This is a genomic window from Pseudomonas sp. NPDC089918 (assembly GCF_050280605.1).
Taxonomy (GTDB): domain Bacteria; phylum Pseudomonadota; class Gammaproteobacteria; order Pseudomonadales; family Pseudomonadaceae; genus Aquipseudomonas.
Genome location: NZ_JBNNVP010000030.1, coordinates 62935 through 83893, shown reverse-complemented (window position 1 = coordinate 83893; position 20959 = coordinate 62935). Strand labels below are relative to the sequence as shown.

Genomic DNA, 20959 nt, shown 5'->3' with positions numbered 1-20959 from the left:
GCTGGCCGCTCTGGGGTTTCCAGTTGAGCTCGGCGAGTTCATGCACCGAGAGCAAGGCATCGTCACAGGGCCGATACGCGTAATGGACGGTCGGCTCGCCACAGAAGCCCGCCCCCACAGGTGTTGGTTCTTCCCGTTGGCTTACGCCGCTGGCTGATCCAGCTCAAGGCCCACGCCCAATTGGCGCGACAGGCACGGCCAGCGCTTCCACGCAGCGCCGGTGTCCGGGCTGTTGAGTTTCTCGCGGTAGGCCTCTACTGACTCCAGCGCAAAACTTTCATCGTTAAGCATCTCGTCCACAGCGTGATGCACCGCCTCATCCAGTTGATTGGCAAATTCCTCGCCGATCAGTTGGTGGGCAATCAGGTTGGCAACTGTCATGTCCAAGGGGATCAATGGCTGACCAAAATGCTTGATGTACAGATCGTTGACCTCTTCGACCAACCGATGCGCCAGATAGGCTTCGTCCAGCAGGCTGTCCAGGCCGACGTGACCGGCCATGATTGCCGGCGGCTGGAGGAAAAACTGCTCCGCGATTGTCAGCACCGGCTTGATCTGCGACTCGATGCCCGCTTCCCTGGCGACTTCATTGGCTGCGTCCAGCAGGTCCGGCACTTGTTCTATATACGCGGCCACAAAACGCGTCATGACGCCATTGGCATCGACATCCGGCAATTGGATGGCGGAATGAAGGTGCGGCAGTTGGGTTTCCAGTTGTCGAGTTAACAGGCCGGTCTCGGCCTCGTGTTGTTGGGCTTTTTGGATCTGCTCGCGCAATGCGGCGGTGTTCATGAAAACTCCAGGAAACAAGGCAATGAAATAGGGAAGACATAACTTAGCTGGCTTATGAAAAAGCCTAAGACGCATTTGTCATAATTATTTCATCCTTGAGACGTCTACGTTATATCGATTTGCCACCACTCGTCTGCATCCTTCTCCATTCGTGACATGGAACGCAAGTCCAACCTGTTTCAGCCGATTTACGTCATCGCATTGCGAGGTGGCAGTCGCTGTCTATACTCGGATCTGAATGGAGTTAGCTGATGACGCCCGACTGCATATGCAGCAAGGCTCGGCGATTCAAGTTCGTAGTCTGAAAAAGCCGCTCCCTTGCCGCAGGTGAAAGCCGGCGGGATAAAAAGAACTATAAGGGGAACCCGCAATGATGCGACATCCACATGTCTGGATGGGCCTCCTGTTGTGGTCGATTTTCAGTCAGGCACAAGCGGCCTGGACTGTGAATATGGCGCCTGGAGCGACTGAAATCAGTCACGCAGTATTCGACCTGCACATGACCATTTTCTGGATCTGTGTAGTGATCGGCATCATCGTCTTCGGCGCCATGTTCTGGTCGATGATGGTCCACCGCCGCTCTACGGGGCAGGTGGCCGCAAAATTTCATGAAAGCACCACCGTCGAAATTCTCTGGACCATCGTGCCCCTGCTCATTCTGGTGGCCATGGCGGTCCCCGCAACCGCCACCCTGATCCAGATGTACGACAACACTGAGCCGGATATCGATATCCAGGTCACCGGTTACCAGTGGAAGTGGCACTACAAATACCTGGGTCAGGACGTCGAATTCTTCAGCAACCTGAACACCCCCGCCGATCAGATCCACAACAAGGAAACCAAGGGCGAGCATTACCTGTTGGAGGTCGACAAGCCGCTGGTGCTGCCGATCGGTGCCAAGGTGCGCTTCCTGGTGACTTCCGCCGACGTCATCCACTCCTGGTGGGTGCCGGCCTTCGCGGTCAAGCGCGATGCGATCCCGGGCTTCGTCAATGAATCCTGGACCCGTGTCGAAAAGCCCGGCATCTACCGTGGCCAGTGCGCCGAACTGTGCGGCAAGGATCACGGCTTCATGCCGATCGTGGTCGAGGTCAAGGAAAAGGCCGATTACGAAACCTGGCTGGGCGAGCGCAAGGCGGAAGCTGCGCAGCTCAAAGAGCTGACCAGCAAGGAATGGACCCTCGACGAGCTCAAGGAGCGCGGTGACAAGGTCTATCACACCACCTGTGTGGCCTGTCACCAGGCTGAAGGCCAGGGCCTGCCGCCGATGTTCCCGGCACTCAAGGGCTCGAAAATCGCCACCGGACCGATCAAGGATCACCTGAGCATTGTCTTCCACGGCAAGCCCGGTACCGCCATGGCGGCCTTCGGCAAGCAACTCTCGGAAGTCGATATCGCAGCGGTCGTGACCTATGAACGTAACGCCTGGGGCAACAACAAAGGCGACATGGTCACCCCTAAAGAAGTGCTGGAGCTGAAACAGGCGGAAAGCAAATGACCCGGTTAATTGTGCATGTAAGGAACCGCTCGGGGCATGACGCCCCGGCCCGCCCAGCCCATCCGTTTGCAGGAGACAGGACATGACTGCTGTAGTCGATGACCATGTTCATACCGGCACCGCCCACGCCCACGGCCCCGCCAAAGGCCTGATGCGCTGGGTGCTGACCACCAACCACAAGGATATCGGCACGCTGTACCTGTGGTTTGCGTTCTCCATGTTCCTGCTGGGTGGCTCGTTCGCCATGGTAATCCGTGCCGAACTGTTCCAGCCGGGACTGCAAATCGTCCAGCCGGAATTCTTTAACCAGATGACCACCATGCACGGTCTGGTGATGGTGTTCGGTGCGGTGATGCCGGCTTTCGTAGGCCTCGCCAACTGGATGATCCCGTTGATGATCGGCGCGCCGGACATGGCCTTGCCGAGGATGAACAACTTCAGCTTCTGGCTGTTGCCGGCAGCATTCCTGCTACTGGTATCGACCCTCTTCACCCCTGGCGGCGGGCCGAATTTCGGCTGGACCTTCTATGCCCCGCTGTCGACGACCTACGCGCCGGAAAGCGTGACGTTCTTCATCTTCGCCATCCACTTGATGGGGATCAGTTCGATCATGGGGGCGATCAACGTGATCGCGACCATCCTCAACCTGCGTGCCCCCGGCATGACGCTGATGAAAATGCCACTGTTCGTCTGGACCTGGCTGATCACCGCGTTCCTGCTGATTGCAGTGATGCCAGTGCTGGCCGGCTGCGTGACCATGATGCTGATGGACATCCACTTCGGCACCAGTTTCTTCAGTGCCGCCGGTGGCGGAGACCCGGTGTTGTTCCAGCATGTGTTCTGGTTCTTCGGTCACCCCGAGGTGTACATCATGATCCTGCCGGCCTTTGGTGCCGTCAGCTCGATCATTCCGGCCTTTTCGCGCAAGCCATTGTTCGGCTACACCTCGATGGTCTACGCCACGGCGAGTATTGCGTTCCTGTCGTTCATCGTCTGGGCGCACCACATGTTCGTGGTCGGCATTCCGCTGGTGGGCGAGTTGTTCTTCATGTACGCAACGCTGCTGATCGCGGTGCCCACCGGGGTCAAGGTGTTCAACTGGGCCAGCACTATGTGGCAAGGCTCGCTGACCTTCGAGACGCCCATGCTGTTCGCCGTGGCGTTCGTCATCCTGTTCTCCATTGGCGGGTTCTCCGGGTTGATGCTGGCCATCGCCCCGGCGGACTTCCAGTACCAGGACACCTACTTCGTGGTCGCGCATTTCCACTACGTGCTGGTGCCAGGGGCGATCTTCGGGATCTTCGCCTCGGCCTACTACTGGATGCCGAAATGGACCGGCCACATGTACGACGAAACCCTCGGCAAACTGCACTTCTGGCTCTCGTTCATTGGCATGAACCTGGCATTCTTCCCGATGCACTTCGTGGGCCTGGCGGGCATGCCGCGGCGGATTCCGGACTACAACCTGCAATTCGCCGACTTCAATATGGTGTCGTCGATCGGCGCGTTCATGTTTGGCGCCACGCAGATCTTCTTCCTGTTCATCGTGATCAAGACCATTCGTGGCGGCGAGCCGGCACCGGCCAAACCGTGGGATGGGGCCGAAGGCCTGGAGTGGAGCATTCCATCGCCGGCGCCGTATCACACCTTCACCACACCGCCGGAAGTGAAATGAAACGCCTCGGCCTTGTAGGAGCTTGCTCGTGGCGAGGGGGCTTGCCCCCGTTGGGCTGCGAAGCAGCCCCAAAATCTCTGATGTTCCAGGATTTTGTGAGTGCTACGCACTCAAACGGGGGCAAGCCCCCTCGCCACAGGCCCGCTCCCACAGGGTTCCCGGTAGAGGTTGAGCACCATGGCTGATTCGATCTCGATGAAGAAACTGGTCACCCGCCTGTTGCTGGTGGTGGTAGCGATGTTTGTCTTCGGCTTTGCCCTGGTGCCGATCTACGACGTGATGTGCAAGGCGTTCGGCATCAATGGCAAAACCTCCGGGCAGTATGAAGGCGAGCAAACGGTCGACGTCTCGCGGCAGGTTCGCGTGCAGTTTCTGTCGACCAATGCCGCCGACATGGCCTGGGATTTCTATCCCAAGGGCGATGAACTGGTCGCGCACCCCGGGGCGGTGAACGAGATGATTTTTATCGCCCATAACCCGACTGATCGCCCGATGAGTGCTCAGGCGGTGCCGAGTATCGCGCCCAGCAACGCAGCCGCGTACTTCCACAAGACCGAATGTTTCTGCTTCACCCAGCAGGTGCTGCAGCCCGGCCAACGAATCGAGATGCCGGTACGGTTCATCGTTGACCGCGACATGCCCAAGGAAGTGAAGCACCTGACGCTGTCCTACACGCTGTTCGATATCACCGCACGTCATCCGCCCGTGGCTGTTGCAGCAAGCACCGGCGGCTAGACGTTAAAGCGTGCCCGATAAGGAGAACAATAAATGGCAACTCATGAACATTATTACGTTCCGGCCCAGAGCAAATGGCCGATTATCGCCACGGTCGGCATGTTCGTCACGGTGTTCGGCCTGGCCACCTGGTTCAACGACCTGAAGGCTGCGCGGCCGGAATCCCACGGCCCGCTGATCTTTTTCGTCGGCGGACTGCTGTTGGCCTACATGCTGTTCGGCTGGTTCGGTACGGTGATCAAGGAAAGTCGCGCAGGGTTGTACAGTGCACAGATGGACCGCTCGTTCCGCTGGGGCATGAGCTGGTTCATTTTCTCGGAGGTGATGTTCTTCATCGCCTTTTTCGGTGCGCTGTTTTATGTGCGCAACATCACGGGCCCGGCACTGGGCGGTGAAGGCACCAAAGGCCTCGCTCACATGCTGTGGCCGACGTTTGAATTCACCTGGCCGCTGCTGAACAACCCGGACTCGAAACTCTTTCCTCCCCCCAAGGAAGTCATCAGCCCCTGGGGCCTGCCGCTGCTCAATACCGTGCTGCTGGTGAGTTCCAGCGTCACCGTGACCATTGCTCACCACGCCTTGAAAAAAGGCCATCGCGGCGCACTGAAAATCTGGCTGGCGCTGACCGTGTTGCTCGGTTGCGCGTTCCTCGGTTTCCAGGCTGAAGAATACCTGCACGCCTACCATGAGCTGGGCCTGACTCTGGGTTCGGGCATCTACGGCGCGACCTTCTTCATGCTCACCGGTTTCCACGGCGCCCACGTGACCATCGGCACGATCATTCTGTTCGTCATGCTGATGCGGATCATGCGCGGGCACTTCGATGCCGACCATCAATTCGCCTTCGAGGCGGCGAGCTGGTACTGGCACTTCGTGGACGTGGTGTGGATCGGTCTGTTCGTTTTCGTCTACGTGCTCTGAGCCTTGGCTTTCATGACTACCAAGGCACGTGAGACACCAACTGGCCGCTGAAAAAACCCCAGGCAATCAAGCCGACAGTGGTGGCGGCCAGCGCAACACGAACACTCAAGGCGATGACCAGGCGATTCGAGTGGCTGTCGTCCTTGACCAGAAAAAACAGGCCGCTGAACAGGCTGACAACCGTGGCAATCAGCATCAGGACGATGGCTGCTTTGAGCATGGTGACACTCCGGGGGACAGGCGATGCATTTGAGTATAGCTATCGCGATTACCGACTTTCTGGCAACGCCATGAAACGCTTCCGGCCGGGCCTCCTGCCAACCCTGGTGGTCGCGATGCTGCTGCCTTTGCTGGTGTCACTCGGGTTCTGGCAGTTGAGCCGTGGCGCGGAGAAAAGCGCGCTGCTGCAAAGCTACGCCGAGCGCCGGGCGGCCGAACCGATGGCCAGCACTGAACTGCAACACACCGAAGATCCGGCCTTCCGTCGGGTTCGCCTGCACGGCCAGTTCGATGCCGAACACAGCTTGTTGCTGGACAACCGTCAGCGCGACGGCAAGGTCGGGGTCGAACTGCTGCAACCGTTTCAGGACCGAGCAACCGGGCTCTGGCTGCTGGTCAATCGCGGCTGGTTGCCGTGGCCGGATCGGCGCACACCGCCGTCATTCACCACACCGACTCAGGCATTGAGCCTCGACGCCTGGGTCTACGTCTCCCCTGGCGCAACGTTCCAGTTGCACGCCGACCCAGACGCCACGACCTGGCCACAACTGGTCACCGCCATTGAACCGGCCAGGCTCTGGGCGGCGCTTGACCGTGACGGTTTCGCCTACGAATTACGCGCACAAAGCGGCCCCGCGACCTACCAGGCCGATTGGCCGGTGGTGGCCATGGGGCCGGAAAAACACTTGGCTTATGCCGTGCAGTGGTTCGCCCTGTCGATAGCCCTGCTCGGCCTTTACTTCTATCTCGGATGGCACAACGCAAAGGAGAACAATAATGGGAGCGGCCATGAATCCACCCGGCATGTCTGAAGCGAAAGCACCGGTAAATCGTCGGCGCGGGCGCTTGCAGTTGTTACTGATCCTGTTGGGCGTGGTGGGTCCGATGATCCTCGCCACCGGCATGTACAAATTGCAGTTCTGGGTGCCGGAGGGCCGCAGTTATCACGGTGAACTGATCGGCAACGGCCAGACCCGCGCCGACATCGGCGTACCGGCGCAAGAAGACCGCTGGCAGTTACTGGTGACAGCGCCCAAGGACTGTTCGGTGGACTGCCAGCAGCTGGTGTATCTGGCGCGCCAGATCCAGATCGGCCTCGGTCGCGATGCCTCCCGCGCCAGCCATGCGCTGGCCATCGCGCAGCCGCTGAACAGCGATTACGAGACTAAACTTCAACGTGAGTACCCGCAGCTGCAACGTTATTCCCTGGACCCGCCGACCTACAGCAAAGGCGCTCAGAGCAATGACACGCCGCACCTGTGGATCATCGACCCTCACGGCAACCTGGTGCTGCGCTACGACCCGACGGTGAAGGGCAAGGACCTGCTCAACGACCTGCGCCATTTGCTGAAACTGTCGAACATCGGATAAGGGCATCGTCATGGCCAAACCTGGATTTCGCCTCGCGCTGTTTGCCACCTTGCTGGCACTGATTGTGGTGTTGCTCGGCGCCTACACCCGCCTGACCCATGCGGGTCTTGGTTGTCCGGACTGGCCCGGCTGCTACAGCTTTATCAGCGTGCCGAACAGCGAAGCCCAACTGGCCCATGCCGAACTGCACTTTCCCGACGCGCCGGTGGAAGCCAACAAAGGCTGGAACGAGATGCTTCATCGCTACTTCGCCGGCACATTGGGGCTGCTGATCGCGGTGCTGGCGGGCCGCGCCTGGACCCATCGTCATCACCCGGGGCAGCCAGTGAAACTGCCGTTGTTTGTGCTGGCGGTGGTGTTCGCCCAAGCTGCGTTCGGCATGTGGACGGTGACGCTCAAGCTCTGGCCGCAAGTGGTCACCGGGCATTTACTTGGCGGCTTTGCGACCTTGAGCCTATTGTTTCTGCTGACCTTGCGACTGTCCGGCGTGTTGCCGGCGCTAACCGTGCCACGGCGTTTGCAGCACTGGGCGACCGCCGGCTTGTTGCTGGTGATCCTGCAAATTGCCCTTGGTGGCTGGGTCAGCTCCAATTACGCGGCGGTGGCCTGCATCGACTTTCCAACCTGCCACGGGCAATGGCTGCCACCGACTGATTTCGCCAACGGCTTTCACCTGACCCAACACATCGGCCCCAATTACCTGGGCGGGCAACTGGACAGCGATGCCCGCACCGCGATTCACCTGACTCACCGTATTGGCGCGCTACTGGTCACCCTCGTTCTGCTCGGTCTGGCCTGGCAACTGAAGGTCGTCGGCATGACGCGCCTGGCCGCCATGGTGCTGATCGCCCTGGCCGCACAAATCACCCTGGGCATCAGCAATGTGGTGTTCCACTTGCCGCTGCCGGTGGCCGTCGCCCACAACGCCGGCGGTGCAGCGCTGTTGCTGACGATGGTGCTGGTCAATTATCACGCGCGAACCAGCCTGGTTCGGGTCAAGCATCAGCCCCCAGTACGCTGGCGTCTCAGCCTGCGTAAACACTCGGCCGGGCCCATAACAATAAAAGGAGAAATGCCATGGCGACCCTGATCGGCGAACGTCATAGTCAGGCAATCTGGCGCGATTACCTGGAGCTGACCAAGCCGAAAGTGGTGGTGCTGATGCTCATCACCTCGCTGGTCGGCATGTTTCTCGCGACGCGCGCCGGGGTGCCGTGGACGGTGCTGGTGTTCGGCAATCTGGGGATCGCCTTGTGTGCCGGCGGTGCGGCGGCGGTCAACCATGTGGTGGACCGGCGCATCGACGCGGTCATGGCCCGAACTCGCAAGCGGCCCTTGGCCGAAGGCCGGGTTTCTCCAACCGCTGCGCTGACTTTCGCTCTGGTGCTGGCAGTGCTCGGCCAAGCTCTGCTGCTAGCCTTCACTAACCCGTTGACGGCATGGCTGACCCTCGCCTCCTTGCTCGGTTATGCCGTGGTTTACACCGGCTTCCTGAAACGCGCGACGCCGCAGAACATCGTCATCGGCGGCCTCGCTGGTGCGGCCCCGCCGCTGCTCGGCTGGACCGCCGCCACCGGTCATGTCAGCGCCGAACCGTTGCTGCTGGTGCTGATCATCTTCGCCTGGACCCCGCCGCACTTCTGGGCGCTGGCGATTCACCGCAAAGAGGAATACGCCAAGGCTGACATTCCAATGCTGCCGGTGACCCATGGCGAGCACTACACCAAAGTCCACATCCTGCTTTATACCTTTGCGCTACTGGCCGTCAGCCTGATGCCCTACGTGATCCACATGAGCGGTGTGCTCTACCTGATTTGTGCCCTCGTACTGGGCGCGAGGTTTCTGCAATGGGCCGTGGTGCTGTACCGTGGCACTCGGCCGCACGCGGCGATCAACACGTTCAAGTACTCTATTTACTACTTGTTCCTGCTGTTTATCGCGCTGCTCGTAGACCACTACTTACTGTTGAACCTATGACTCGAACCCAGAAAACCGTCTTCATTCTCGTCGCCTTGATCGCGCTGATCCTGGGCCTGACCATCAACAAAGTACTGACCGGAAAAAACCAGGGCGACCCGACGGCACTGATCGATGCGGGGATCATCCTGTTGCCCCAAAGCCGTAACCTGCCGGACGTGAAGATGACCGATCAGGACGGTAAGCCGGTGGCGATCAACGAGCTGAAAGGCAAATGGAGTGTGTTGTTCTTCGGCTACACCTTCTGCCCGGACATCTGCCCGACCACCCTCGCCCAACTGCGGCAGATCAAGAGTGAACTGCCAGCGGATGCTGTGGACAAGTTGCAGGTCGTTTTGGTCAGCGTCGACCCGAACCGCGACACGCCCAAGCAACTCAAGCAATACCTGGGCTACTTCGATCCACAGTTCATCGGGCTGACTGCGTCCTCGGTCGAAGACCTTCAGAAGCTGGCCAATGCGGTGAGCATTCCGTTTATTCCGGCGGACACCAGTAAGCCGAACTACACCGTCGACCATAGCGGCAACCTCGCAGTGATCGGGCCGGACGGGACTCAGCGCGGCTTCATTCGTGCACCGTTGAACAACCAGAAACTGGTGGCGCAGTTGCCAGTAATGCTCAAGCGAGAATAACCAACACAATACCCTGTGGGAGCGGGCTTGCTCGCGAAGAGGCCATAACATCCAACATCAATGTTGACTGTTACACCGCTTTCGCGAGCAAGCCCGCTCCCACAGGTACGGTATTTCAGGCATAAAAAAACGGGGACGCAATCAATGCGTCCCCGTTTTTGATCGTTCCCACGCTCCGCGTGGGAATGCAGCCAGGGACGCTCTGCGTCCCCTTCAACATCAGAACGCCGGCAATACCGCGCCTTTGTACTTCTCGAGAATGAAGGCTTTCACTTCCGGGCTGTGCAGGGCAGCAACCAGTTTCTGCATCGCGGCGCTGTCCTTGTCGTCCGGACGGGCAACGAGGATGTTCACGTACGGCGAGTCGCTGCCTTCGATAACCAGTGCGTCCTTGGACGGATCAAGCTTGGCTTCCAGCGCGTAGTTGGTGTTGATCAGCGCCAGGTCGACCTGAGTCAGCACGCGTGGGATGGTCGCGGCTTCCAGTTCACGGAATTTCAGGTCCTTGGTGTTCTCGGTGATGTCCTTCACGGTCGACAGGATGTTGTTCGAATCCTTCAACTTGATCAGGCCAGCCTTCGCCAGCAGCAACAGCGCACGACCGCCGTTGGTGGCGTCGTTCGGAATCACCACGTTGGCGCCGCCCGGCAGCTCGGTCAGCGCTTTGTACTTGCTGGAGTAAGCGCCCAGCGGCTCCAGGTGTACACCGGCAACGCTGACGAGGTTGGTGCCCTTGGCCTTGTTGAACTCATCCAGGTACGGCTGGTGCTGGAAGAAGTTGGCGTCCAGACGCTTCTCGGCCACCTGCACGTTCGGCTGGATGTAGTCGGTGAAGACTTTGACCTTCAGGTCCACGCCTTCTTTGGCCAGGGCCGGTTTAACGAACTCGAGGATTTCCGCGTGAGGCACCGGGGTGGCCGCGACGGTCAGGGTGTCGGCAGCGTGTGCGGAAAAGGCTGCAACGGCAGCGAACGCGACGAGTAGTTTTTTCATTCAGCTAACTCCTTGTGAGGCGCCCGTTTGGCGCCTGCCAGCGAATGGCCGGCTCATGACTTACTTACGTGAGAAGTGGACAACCAATTTGTCGCCAACGGTTTGCAGCACTTGAACCAGCATCAGCAGCAACACCACCGTCACAACCATCACATCGGTCTGGAAACGCTGGTAACCGAAACGGATTGCCAGGTCGCCCAAGCCGCCAGCGCCGACCACACCGGCCATTGCCGTGTAGGACACCAGTGTAATCGCTGTCACCGTAATCGCCGCGAAGATGCCCGGGCGGGCTTCCGGCAGCAAGGCATTGATGATGATCTGACGTGTCGTCGCGCCCATGGCCTGGGTCGCCTCGATGATGCCGCGATCCACTTCACGCAAGGCGGTTTCCACCAGTCGTGCGAAGAACGGCGTGGCGCCCACCACCAAGGGTGGAATGGCGCCGGCGACACCCAGAGAGGTGCCCGTGATCAACACGGTGAACGGAATCATCACGATCAGCAGAATAATGAAGGGCAGCGAACGCAGAATGTTCACCAGCAGCGACAACATCGCGTACACGCCTTTGGCTTCCAGCAACTGGCGCGGACTGCACAGGAACAACAGCACGCCCAGCGGCAGGCCCAACAGCACGGTGAATAGCAGCGAACCGCCGAGCATCAGCAGGGTATCGCCGGTAGCCAGCCAGATTTCGTACCAGTCGATATTGGAAAAGAAACTCATCAGGACTTCCATCAGCGCAGCACCTCCATGTGGACGTCAGCTGCGGTGAAGTGAGCAAATGCCGCGTCCATGTCGCCACCGGTGACGGCCAGGGTCAATTGCCCATAAGGGACGTCTTTGATGCGATCGATGCGACCGGCCAGGATGCTGTAGTCCACGCCCGTTTCCCGAGCAACGGTCCCCAGCAACGGCGCGTAGGTCGCTTCGCCCTGGAAGGTCAGACGCACGATACGCCCAGGTACGTGAGCGAAGTCGTCGCGCTGTTCGCTTTCGTCGATTTGCTCGTCTTCCTGCACGAAGCGCTTGGTGGTCGGGTGCTTGGGATGCAGGAACACCTCTGCCACCGGGCCCTGTTCGACGATCTTGCCGGCGTCCATCACCGCCACCTCATCGCAGACCCGACGGATTACATCCATTTCGTGGGTGATCAAGACGATGGTCAGTTTCAGCTCGCGGTTGATCTCGGCCAGCAGTTGCAGGACCGACGCCGTGGTTTGCGGGTCCAGGGCACTGGTGGCTTCATCGCACAGCAGGATTTTCGGTTTGGTCGCCAGGGCGCGGGCGATGCCGACACGCTGCTTCTGACCACCGGACAATTGCGCCGGGTACTTTTTCGCATGGTCAGCCAGGCCGACCCGCGCCAGCAACTCCGCCACACGCCGGTCGATTTCGCTACGGGACAGTTCACCGGCGAGGGTCAGCGGCAGCGCGACATTGTCGGCCACGGTTTTGGACGCCAGCAGGTTGAAGTGCTGGAAAATCATCCCGACCTGCTGACGGAAGCGCCGCAGGCTATTGGCGTCCAGCGCGGTGACTTCTTCACCATCGACGATGATCTTGCCGCCACTGGCGTTCTCCAGGCGGTTGATCAGACGCAGCAGGGTACTTTTTCCCGCGCCGGAATGGCCGATCAGGCCAAAGACCTGACCGTTCTCAATCGTCAGACTGGTCGGATGCAGGGCGGGAATATCCTTACCGGCGACGCGGTAAGTTTTGTGGACGTTTTGAAACTCGATCACGTAGCGAACCTTGTGGGGCGCGTTAGAAAAGGATCAGCGGTTAGCCGGGCGGGCATTTTAGCCTGTCCGTATAGAGGTTATTAGCATTTATTCCGCATTCAACCTTCCATTTGGCAATAACGCGATCAAAGGTAGGGAGCCAAAGGCCAAGGCGGTTCCGGCTTAAGGATTTTTATCGAATAGGAGGACGCCTTCGCGGGCAAGCCTCGCTCCTACAGGTTTAGTGTCGTTCGTTGATTACGGAAACGATACCAACCTGTAGGAGCGAGGCTTGCCCGCGAAGCTTTTATGGCTTGCGCGGACTCAAAACCATCTGCGCCGGAATGTTGCGCAGAATCTGCTTCTCCAGCTTCAGATCAAACTCCGAATCCAGCTTCTTCACCCGTTTGGTCAGCAGCGTGGCCAGCCATGGGTAATCCTGAGTGCGCGGTGCCTGAATGCTCACGTCGCACTGGTAATTCACCACATCGGCGGCGATGGCATCCAGTTGACGACGAAGCTTGCTCATATCGGTGAGGTTCAACGCCACCGTAGTGCTTTCAGCCGTTGGGTCGATGACTTTGGCCTGAGGTTTGGCTTCGGCAGCCTTGAGAGCCGCTTCGGCTTTATCCAGTTCTGCCTTGCGGGCATGGACTATGGCGCTGTTGACACCACCGGTCAGCGCCGGGGCCTTGGGCATCAATACCCGGGCACGGCTGAGGGCGGTGGCGGCTGCATTCACATCACCTTTTTGCAACACGATCTGGCTACGCAGCAAATAAGCTTCGGCCAATTGCCGCTGGTACTGCTCGAGGGATTGATCGTTGGGCGACTCGGCCTGCAAAGCCGCCAATTGTCCTTCGGCGGTGGCCAGTTCGCTGCTGGCCAGGCTTTGTTCCAGCTGTGCGATCGCCGTGGCCCGCGCATCGGGGGCCTCGGTGGCCGCCGGTGACGTGCTTTGGCAAGCGCCCAGCAGCAGCGAAAATGCGACAAGGAGCAGATAACGGGAGGCGAACGGCTTCATTCCTGCGACTCTCTATTTGCGCAAAAAACGAGCAAGTCTACACCCCTCGACGGGGCAGGACAAAACTCAGCAGAAACAGCGCAGCGGCCGCCACCACAATCGACGGGCCGGCCGGGGTGTCCTTGAACCAGGACAACGCCAGCCCGCCACACACCGCGAGCATGCCCAGCAGGCTCGCGCCCAGTGCCATCTGCTCCGGCGAGCGGGCGTGACGCTGTGCCGCAGCCGCCGGAATAATCAGTAACGAAGTAATCAGCAACACGCCGACGATTTTCATCGCCACGGCGATCACCACGGCGATCAGCAACATCAGGGCCAGACGCAACGCCGCCACCGGCAAACCTTCCACCTTGGCCAGCTCTTCATGCACCGTGATCGCCAGCAAGGGTCGCCATAGCGTTACAAGTAATACCAGCACCGCCGCGCTGCCGCCGAGGATCCAGGCCAGATCGGTCGGGCTGATCGCCAGCAAATCGCCGAACAGATAGGCCATCAGGTCGATCCGCACTTCATGCATGAAGCTTAGTACCACCAAGCCAAGCGAGAGCGTACTCGGTGCGAGAATTCCCAACAGCGTGTCGGACGCCAACGGTTGCCGTTGTTGCAACGTCACCAGCAATACCGCCAGCAACAAGCAGCCTACCGTGACGGCAACGGTCGGGCTGACATCCAGCAGGAAACCCAGCGCCACGCCGAGTAGCGCCGCGTGGGACAGGGTGTCGCCGAAATAGGCCATGCGCCGCCAGACCACGAACGAACCCAACGGCCCCGCGACCAGCGCCAGGGCCAGACCTGCAAGCAGGGCAAAGAGCAGAAAATCAGCCATGCTTGCAGCTATCTCCATGAACGTGAGTGGACGGGACCGCGCTGACCACCGAGCCATGCAGGTCGTGGGCGTGGTCGTGATGGTGGTGATAAATCGCCAGGCTTTGTGCGTTTTTTCCGAACAGCTCGACGAATGCCGGATCGCCGCTGACCTGCTCGGGATGTCCGGAACAGCAAACGTGGCGATTCAGGCACACCACTTGGTCGGTGGTGCTCATCACCAGATGCAAATCGTGAGAGACCATCAAAACGCCGCAACCATGACGATCACGCAAGCGTGTGATCAGGCTGTAGAGCTCGGCTTGACCGGCCACGTCGACGCCTTGTACCGGCTCATCAAGCACCAGCAATTCTGGCTCGCGCAGCAATGCCCGCGCCAGCAGCACCCGCTGCATTTCGCCACCGGAAACACTTTGCACCGGGCTGTCGATGACCTGTTCGGCACCGACTTCCTTGAGGGCGGCCAACGCCCGAGCCCGGTCCACGCCCGGCACCAGACGCAAGAAGCGCAGCACCGAAAGCGGCAGGGTTGGGTCGACATGGAGTTTTTGCGGCATGTAACCGACGCGCAACTTCGGCTTGCGCCAGACGCTGCCGCTGTCCGGTTTCAACAGGCCGAGCACCGCGCGCACCAGCGTGGTTTTGCCGGCACCGTTAGGGCCGATCAAGGTAACGATCTGCCCCGGCTCGACACTCAGCTCGATGTTGTCCAGCACGTTTTGCCCGGCAAAGGTGACGGCCACCTGCTCGAGGCGAATCAGCGCGTTGCTCATCAAGCCCCCTGGCAACCCGAGCAGAGACCGATGACTTCAACGGTCTGGGCTTCGACGATAAATCCGACATCTTTGGCGCTATCGATAATCGCGTCGCTGATGGATTTCTGTTCGAGTTCGATGGCGGCGTGGCATTCGCGGCAAATCAGAAACTGCCCCTGGTGGGCGTGTTCCGGGTGATTGCAGCCGACGAAGGCGTTCAACGAGGAGATGCGATGTACCAAGCCGTTTTCCAGCAGGAAATCCAGCGCTCGGTACACGGTAGGAGGCGCGGCGCGACGGCCGTCCTGCTCGCTGAGCACCGCCAGAATGTCATAGGCACCCAACGGTTTGTGGCTTTGCCACACCAGTTCCAGCACTCGCCGGCGCAAAGCGGTCAGACGCAGCCCCTGACGTGCGCACAAGACATCGGCCTCAGACAATGCGCTATGCACGCAATGAGAGTGGTCGTGGGGACGGCTGGCAATCGGTGTTTTAGGCATGAGCGGCGACGAGTTTTGTGAGAGACGTTATTATGTTACCCGTTCTCGCCTCTTCGAGTGGTCATCGTGTCCCGACTTTTTTCTATCTTTGTCGCATTTGTCGCAAGTTTTCTGCTGATCGGCTCAGCTCAAGCCGAGGTTAAAGTCCTCACCAGCGTCAAGCCTCTGCAGCTGATAGCCGCGGCGGTGCAAGACGGCGTAGCGGTTCCGGAAGTTTTGCTGCCGCCCGGCGCCTCGCCCCATAACTATGCCTTGCGCCCATCCGATGTACGGAAAGTGCAATCGGTGGATCTGGTCTACTGGATCGGTCCGGACATGGAAGGTTTCCTGCCCCGTGTGCTGAAAGGTCGTACGTTGCCCAGCATCGCGGTACAGGATTTGCCTGGCCTGAAACTGCGACATTTCGCCGAAGATAACCATTCCCACGCCGAAGAGGCCGATGAGCATGACCACGATCACCGCCCCGGCAGCCTGGATGCGCATTTGTGGTTGTCACCGATCAACGCCCGCGTGATCGCTACCAAAATGGCCGCCGATCTGAGTGCCGCCGATCCGGCCAACGCAGCGCGCTACCAGAGCAATCTCAAGGTGTTCGATGAGCGTCTGGATGCTTTGGACCTGCGCCTGAAGGCTCGTCTGGCGGGAATCGCGGGCAAGCCTTACTTCGTGTTTCACGAAGCCTTCGACTACTTCGAAGACGCTTACGGCCTCAAGCACACTGGCGTATTCAGTGTCGCAGCCGAAGTACAACCCGGTGCCCAGCACGTCGCGGCGATGCGCACTCGGTTGCAGGAAGTCGGCAAGACTTGCGTGTTCAGCGAACCACCGCTGCGCCCGCGCCTGGCAGAAACCCTGGTGGCCGGGCTGCCGGTGAAACTGGCGGAACTGGATGCGCTCGGCGGGTACACGCCAGCGACCGCTCAAGGGTATGAGCAGGTGTTGGAAAAGCTGGGGAATGATTTGGCGGGGTGTTTGGAGTCGTTGTAAGCGTCCCGTAGAACTGTGGCGAGGGGGCTTGCCCCCGTCGGGCTGCGAAGCAGCCCCACATGAGCCCCCCAATGAATTGCTGGGGAGCGCTTCGCACTCCAACGGGGGCAAGCCCCCTCGCCACAATTTAGAGGGCGAAAGGCAGCGGTGTGTGGACCTTCTGCCGCTGCGCCAAGCGCAACTGAAATTCCATCGGATCGTGAATCAACACGTCCTGCCCGGCGAAAGACTCCGCGGCGATCAACCGCGACAACCAGAACCGTACGCACGCCACGCGCAGCATGGTCGGCCATAGCTCGGCCTCGGCAGCAGTAAACGGTCTTAGCGCAGCATAAGCGCCCAGCAATGCCCGCGCCCGAGCACCATCAAGCTGCCCTTGCTCGTCCGAACACCAATCGTTCAAGGCAATCGCCACGTCATAGAGCATCGGCCCGGAACAGGCGTTGTAGAAGTCGATCAACCCGGTCAGGTGCGTGCCTTCGAACATCGCGTTATCGCGGAACAGGTCGGCGTGGATGTTGGCCCGCGGCAGCGCCAGAATTTTCGTCTTCTGCTGTGTGATTTCATCCAGCGCCCGTTGCAGCAAATCGCTTTGCTCGGCATTCAGGTGCGAAAGCAACTGCGTGCCCTCTTCCAGCATCCAGTCCAGGCCGCGATCGGTTTTGCGTTTGATCATGTTGGCTTGGGTCGCCAGGTGCAGATGAGCCAGCAGCTCGCCGACCTGAGCGCAATGCTGCGCGTTGGCGTCCTTGATGTGCTTGCCCGCCAGACGGGGCTGCAGCAGCGCAGGTTTACCGGCCAGTTCGCGCAACGCGACGCCGTCGGTGGTGCGCAGGGCATAAGGCACCGGCAGGTTGGCGTCGTGCAGCACGTCGAGCAGTTCGATGAAAAACGGCATCTCCTGCACCGGACCGCGCTCGACCAGAGTCAGGACAAACTCACCCTGCTCCAGGCTGATAAAGAAATTGGTGTTTTCGCTACCGGCGGCGATCCCCTGGAAATCAAGCAGGCGGCCAAGCCCGTAAGGGGCGAGAAAGGTTTCCAGCTCGGGCCGAGCCAGGGGGGTGAACACAGACATGGTTAAAACTGCCAGTACGGGCGCCGCGACTGCCGGCGCCGATTTAAGTTAGGAGCGGTTTACCACTCGAATATTTTCCACGACGGAATCAGCATATCCGGCTGGTCCGAGCGGATGAAGTTACCGTCGGAGCCATCAGCGCGCACCAGGAAATACGGTTTGCCGACTTTCGGGGTCACCTTGATGGCATACAAAAAACCATTTTGCCGATACTCCTGAATGGTTTTATCGCCTTCCGTGCGGATTGTTACATCCGGGTCTGCCGAGGGCGCATCGTCCGCCGCCATGACAGCCAATGGAGTGATTGCAAACAAGCCAGCCAGCAACAAGCGATTTAGTGTGCGCATGATAACCTTGTCCCTTTGTCGTCAACGGTCCCGCTATTCTAGCGCCGGACCCGCCGAAAAGGTTGATCCTGCTCATGAGCCAAGCCCCCCTCGTCCTGGTGGACGGTTCTTCTTACCTGTACCGCGCTTTTCACGCGTTGCCACCGCTGACCACGTCCAAAGGCCTGCCCACCGGTGCGGTCAAAGGCGTTTTGAACATGCTCAAGAGTCTGCGCAAGCAGTACCCGGACAGCCCGTTCGCCGTGGTATTCGACGCCAAGGGCGGGACGTTCCGCGACGAGATGTTCGCCGAATACAAGGCCAATCGCCCAAGCATGCCCGACGACATGCGGGTCCAGATCGAGCCGCTGCACGCCAGCGTCAAGGCCCTCGGCTTTCCATTGCTGTGCGTGGACAACGTCGAAGCCGATGACGTGATCGGCACCCTGGCCCGCAGCAGTGCGGCCGCCGACCGTCCGGTGGTGATCTCCACCGGCGACAAGGACATGGCGCAACTGGTCGACGGGCACATTACCTTGGTCAATACGATGACCGGTAGCGCGCTGGACGTGGAAGGCGTGAAGGAGAAATTCGGCGTCGCTCCCGAGCAGATCATCGATTATCTGGCACTGATGGGCGATTCGTCCGACAACATCCCGGGCGTTCCGGGTATCGGTCCCAAGACCGCTTCCGGCCTGCTGGTCGGCGTGAATGGCGGCCTGACCGAGCTCTATGCACAGCTCGACATCGTCCCGACCCTGCCGATTCGCGGCGCCAAAACCTTGCCGGCCAAGCTCGAAGAGCATAAGGAGATGGCGTTCCTCTCCTATCAACTGGCAACCATCAAGATCGACGTACCGCTGGACATCGGTCTCGATGACCTGCAAATGGGCCAGCCGGATCACGACAAACTCGCCGAGCTCTACACCCTGCTGGAATTCAAAAGCTGGTTCGAAGAGAACCAGCGCGACGCGAAGCGCTCGGGTCAGGAAATTGTCGAGGTCACCCAGGAACAGCCGGGCGCCGCCGAGGCGAAGTACGAAACCATCCTCGACAAAAAGCACTTCGAGGCCTGGCTGGACAAGCTCGACAAGGCGCCGTTGATTGCCTTCGTCACCGAAACCAACGGCAGCGATGCCCAGCATGCACAACTGGTGGGCCTGTCGTTTTCCGTCGCGGCCAACGAAGCGGCCTACATTCCGCTGACCCATTCCTACATGGGTGTGCCGGAGCAACTGGATCGCGACACTGTGCTGCTGGCGCTGAAGCCGCTGCTGGAGAACCCGAATAAGCTGAAAGTCGGCCAACACGCCAAGTTCGAAACCAATATCCTCGCCAACTGCGCCATCGGTGGCGATCAGAGCAACGGGATTATTGTTCAGGGCATTGCCTACGACACCATGCTCGAGTCTTACGTCCTGGACTCGACGGCCACCCGCCACGACATGGACAGCCTGGCGCTCAAGTACCTGGGCCAAAGCAAGAGCGACATTCAAGGGATCGCGGGCAAAGGCGTCAAACAGCTGACTTTCGACCAGATCTCTCTTGAGCTGGCAGGCCCCTATGCCGCCGAAGACGCTGACGTCACCTTCCGTCTGCATCTGGCATTGCAGGAAAAACTGGCAGCAACGCCAAGCCTGGGCAAAGTGCTCAACGAGATTGAAATGCCGCTGATGCCGGTTCTGGCCCGAATCGAACGCCAGGGCGCGCTCGTGGATGCCAACCTGCTGGGCATCCAGAGTGTCGAACTGGGCGAGAAACTGGTCGCCCTTGAGCGCGAGGCCTTTGCCATTGCCGGTGAAGAATTCAACCTGGGCTCGCCAAAGCAACTGGGCGTGATCCTCTACGAAAAGCTCGGCTTGCCCGTACTCAGCAAAACCGCCAAGGGCCAGGCCTCGACCGCCGAAGCGGTGTTGGCCGAATTGGCCGAACAGGACTACCCGCTGCCCAAGGTGCTGATGCAATACCGCTCGCTGAGCAAGCTCAAAAGCACCTACACCGACCGTTTGCCAGAGCAGATCAACACTCGCACCGGGCGCATTCATACGTCTTACCAGCAAGCCGTCGCCGCCACCGGACGTTTGTCGTCCATCGACCCGAACCTGCAGAACATTCCGATTCGCACTGCCGAAGGTCGTCGGATTCGTCAGGCGTTCGTCGCGCCGAAAGGCTACAAGCTGCTGGCCGCGGACTACTCGCAAATCGAACTGCGGATCATGGCGCATCTGGCCAAGGACGAAGGTTTGCTGCACGCCTTCCGCAACAACCTCGATGTACACCGGGCAACGGCCGCAGAGGTGTTTGGCGTCGAGCTGGACGCAGTCACCAACGATCAGCGTCGCAGCGCGAAAGCCATCAACTTCGGTTTGATCTACGGCATGAGCGCGTTTGGCCTGGCCAAGCAGATCGGCGTGGACCGTAAACAGTCCCAGGCCTACATCGACCGCTACTTCGCCCGTTATCCCGGCGTACTGGAATACATGGAGCGCACGCGCGCCCAGGCCGCCGAGCAAGGTTTCGTCGAAACCATCTTCGGCCGTCGTCTCTACCTGCCGGAAATCAACGCGAAAAACCAGGCTCTGCGCAAAGCTGCCGAGCGCACGGCAATCAATGCCCCAATGCAAGGCACCGCGGCGGACATCATCAAGAAAGCCATGGTAACGGTGGATAACTGGCTGACTTCGTCAGGCCTGGACGCCAAAGTCATCTTGCAGGTACACGATGAATTGGTGCTTGAGGTACGTGAGGATCTGATCGATCAGGTGCGTGAGGACATTCGCATGCACATGAGCAGCGCCGCCCAACTGGATGTACCGCTTCTGGTCGAGGTAGGCGTAGGCAATAACTGGGATGAAGCGCACTGATCGGCCTGAACGACGCCTGTGCTGCGGCCTTATGCCGCAGCACAAAATACCGAAGGGCTATAGTGC

Annotated in this window: 22 protein-coding genes; 11 read left to right on the top strand and 11 right to left on the bottom strand. The window is 59.7% G+C overall.

Going from position 1 to position 20959, the window contains the following annotated elements; all coding sequences use genetic code 11:
* Positions 1–141: 141 nt before the first annotated feature.
* Complete coding sequence (locus ACQKPC_RS20705) at positions 142–792, bottom strand: hypothetical protein (RefSeq protein WP_192345237.1); 651 nt, start codon at positions 790–792, stop codon at positions 142–144.
* Between the two features lie 370 nt (positions 793–1162).
* On the opposite strand from ACQKPC_RS20705, the gene coxB reads away from it, so the two are divergent.
* The 4 genes from coxB to ACQKPC_RS20685 all read left to right on the top strand — a co-directional run bounded on the left by coxB (position 1163) and on the right by ACQKPC_RS20685 (position 5621).
* Positions 1163–2290, top strand: coding sequence for a cytochrome c oxidase subunit II (gene coxB / locus ACQKPC_RS20700; RefSeq protein ID WP_427626087.1), 1128 nt, complete (start codon positions 1163–1165; stop codon positions 2288–2290).
* Positions 2291–2372: 82 nt separating this feature from the next.
* Positions 2373–3965 (top strand): cytochrome c oxidase subunit I, encoded by a 1593-nt coding sequence (ctaD, locus tag ACQKPC_RS20695; protein ID WP_008076217.1) that lies wholly within the window; start codon positions 2373–2375, stop codon positions 3963–3965.
* 177 nt (positions 3966–4142) lie between these two features.
* Positions 4143–4700 carry a cytochrome c oxidase assembly protein gene (locus ACQKPC_RS20690; RefSeq protein ID WP_008076221.1) on the top strand — a complete coding sequence of 186 codons (558 nt, stop codon included), beginning with the start codon at positions 4143–4145 and terminating at the stop codon, positions 4698–4700.
* A gap of 33 nt (positions 4701–4733) precedes the next feature.
* Complete coding sequence (locus ACQKPC_RS20685; protein ID WP_427626086.1) at positions 4734–5621, top strand: cytochrome c oxidase subunit 3; 888 nt, start codon at positions 4734–4736, stop codon at positions 5619–5621.
* A 16-nt stretch (positions 5622–5637) separates the two neighbouring features.
* Here ACQKPC_RS20685 and ACQKPC_RS20680 read toward each other — a convergent pair whose 3' ends face one another.
* On the bottom strand, positions 5638–5841 hold the full coding sequence (locus ACQKPC_RS20680) for a twin transmembrane helix small protein (protein WP_030129650.1): 204 nt from the start codon (positions 5839–5841) through the stop codon (positions 5638–5640).
* A 70-nt stretch (positions 5842–5911) separates the two neighbouring features.
* Here ACQKPC_RS20680 and ACQKPC_RS20675 point away from each other — a divergent pair, with 70 nt between their 5' ends.
* The 5 genes from ACQKPC_RS20675 to ACQKPC_RS20655 are packed head-to-tail and all read left to right on the top strand — an operon-like array spanning position 5912 to position 9820.
* Entirely contained in the window at positions 5912–6652 is a 741-nt protein-coding gene (locus ACQKPC_RS20675) for an SURF1 family protein (RefSeq protein ID WP_427626085.1), read from the top strand.
* Entirely contained in the window at positions 6618–7211 is a 594-nt protein-coding gene (locus ACQKPC_RS20670; RefSeq protein ID WP_427626084.1) for a hypothetical protein, read from the top strand. The genes ACQKPC_RS20675 and ACQKPC_RS20670 overlap by 35 nt, the downstream gene beginning before the upstream one ends.
* A 10-nt stretch (positions 7212–7221) precedes the next feature.
* Positions 7222–8301: a COX15/CtaA family protein gene (locus ACQKPC_RS20665; protein WP_063341989.1), complete on the top strand. Its 1080-nt coding sequence runs from the start codon at positions 7222–7224 to the stop codon at positions 8299–8301.
* Positions 8289–9188, top strand: a complete 900-nt coding sequence (gene cyoE, locus ACQKPC_RS20660; RefSeq protein WP_123500532.1) for a heme o synthase — start codon at positions 8289–8291, stop codon at positions 9186–9188. The genes ACQKPC_RS20665 and cyoE overlap by 13 nt, the downstream gene beginning before the upstream one ends.
* Entirely contained in the window at positions 9185–9820 is a 636-nt protein-coding gene (locus ACQKPC_RS20655) for an SCO family protein (protein ID WP_063341991.1), read from the top strand. The genes cyoE and ACQKPC_RS20655 overlap by 4 nt, the downstream gene beginning before the upstream one ends.
* A gap of 219 nt (positions 9821–10039) precedes the next feature.
* Here ACQKPC_RS20655 and ACQKPC_RS20650 read toward each other — a convergent pair whose 3' ends face one another.
* The 7 genes from ACQKPC_RS20650 to zur form a co-directional block, all read right to left on the bottom strand.
* Positions 10040–10813: a MetQ/NlpA family ABC transporter substrate-binding protein gene (locus ACQKPC_RS20650; protein ID WP_008076235.1), complete on the bottom strand. Its 774-nt coding sequence runs from the start codon at positions 10811–10813 to the stop codon at positions 10040–10042.
* 60 nt (positions 10814–10873) lie between these two features.
* Positions 10874–11548, bottom strand: coding sequence for a methionine ABC transporter permease (locus ACQKPC_RS20645; protein ID WP_427626083.1), 675 nt, complete (start codon positions 11546–11548; stop codon positions 10874–10876).
* Entirely contained in the window at positions 11548–12555 is a 1008-nt protein-coding gene (locus ACQKPC_RS20640; RefSeq protein WP_427626082.1) for a methionine ABC transporter ATP-binding protein, read from the bottom strand. The genes ACQKPC_RS20645 and ACQKPC_RS20640 overlap by 1 nt, the downstream gene beginning before the upstream one ends.
* A gap of 286 nt (positions 12556–12841) precedes the next feature.
* A complete protein-coding gene (locus ACQKPC_RS20635; RefSeq protein WP_008076242.1) occupies positions 12842–13558 on the bottom strand; it encodes a PA5502 family lipoprotein in 717 nt (238 codons plus the stop codon).
* Between the two features lie 37 nt (positions 13559–13595).
* Positions 13596–14384, bottom strand: coding sequence for a zinc ABC transporter permease subunit ZnuB (gene znuB, locus ACQKPC_RS20630; RefSeq protein WP_063341995.1), 789 nt, complete (start codon positions 14382–14384; stop codon positions 13596–13598).
* Positions 14377–15156 carry a zinc ABC transporter ATP-binding protein ZnuC gene (znuC, locus tag ACQKPC_RS20625; RefSeq protein ID WP_008076246.1) on the bottom strand — a complete coding sequence of 260 codons (780 nt, stop codon included), beginning with the start codon at positions 15154–15156 and terminating at the stop codon, positions 14377–14379. The genes znuB and znuC overlap by 8 nt, the downstream gene beginning before the upstream one ends.
* Positions 15156–15638 (bottom strand): zinc uptake transcriptional repressor Zur, encoded by a 483-nt coding sequence (gene zur / locus ACQKPC_RS20620; protein ID WP_008076248.1) that lies wholly within the window; start codon positions 15636–15638, stop codon positions 15156–15158. The genes znuC and zur overlap by 1 nt, the downstream gene beginning before the upstream one ends.
* Before the next feature lie 66 nt (positions 15639–15704).
* Between zur and znuA the strand changes: the two genes are divergently transcribed.
* Entirely contained in the window at positions 15705–16625 is a 921-nt protein-coding gene (znuA, locus tag ACQKPC_RS20615; protein ID WP_427626081.1) for a zinc ABC transporter substrate-binding protein ZnuA, read from the top strand.
* A 127-nt stretch (positions 16626–16752) separates the two neighbouring features.
* Here znuA and ACQKPC_RS20610 read toward each other — a convergent pair whose 3' ends face one another.
* Both ACQKPC_RS20610 and ACQKPC_RS20605 read right to left on the bottom strand, forming a co-directional pair.
* A complete protein-coding gene (locus ACQKPC_RS20610; RefSeq protein ID WP_427626080.1) occupies positions 16753–17703 on the bottom strand; it encodes a homoserine kinase in 951 nt (316 codons plus the stop codon).
* Between the two features lie 59 nt (positions 17704–17762).
* The gene (locus tag ACQKPC_RS20605) at positions 17763–18050 is read right to left on the bottom strand and encodes a DUF2782 domain-containing protein (RefSeq protein ID WP_008076254.1); all 288 of its coding nucleotides are present in this window, start codon (positions 18048–18050) and stop codon (positions 17763–17765) included.
* 74 nt (positions 18051–18124) lie between these two features.
* On the opposite strand from ACQKPC_RS20605, the gene polA reads away from it, so the two are divergent.
* Positions 18125–20893 carry a DNA polymerase I gene (gene polA, locus ACQKPC_RS20600; protein ID WP_427626079.1) on the top strand — a complete coding sequence of 923 codons (2769 nt, stop codon included), beginning with the start codon at positions 18125–18127 and terminating at the stop codon, positions 20891–20893.
* The last annotated feature ends 66 nt before the right edge of the window (positions 20894–20959 follow it).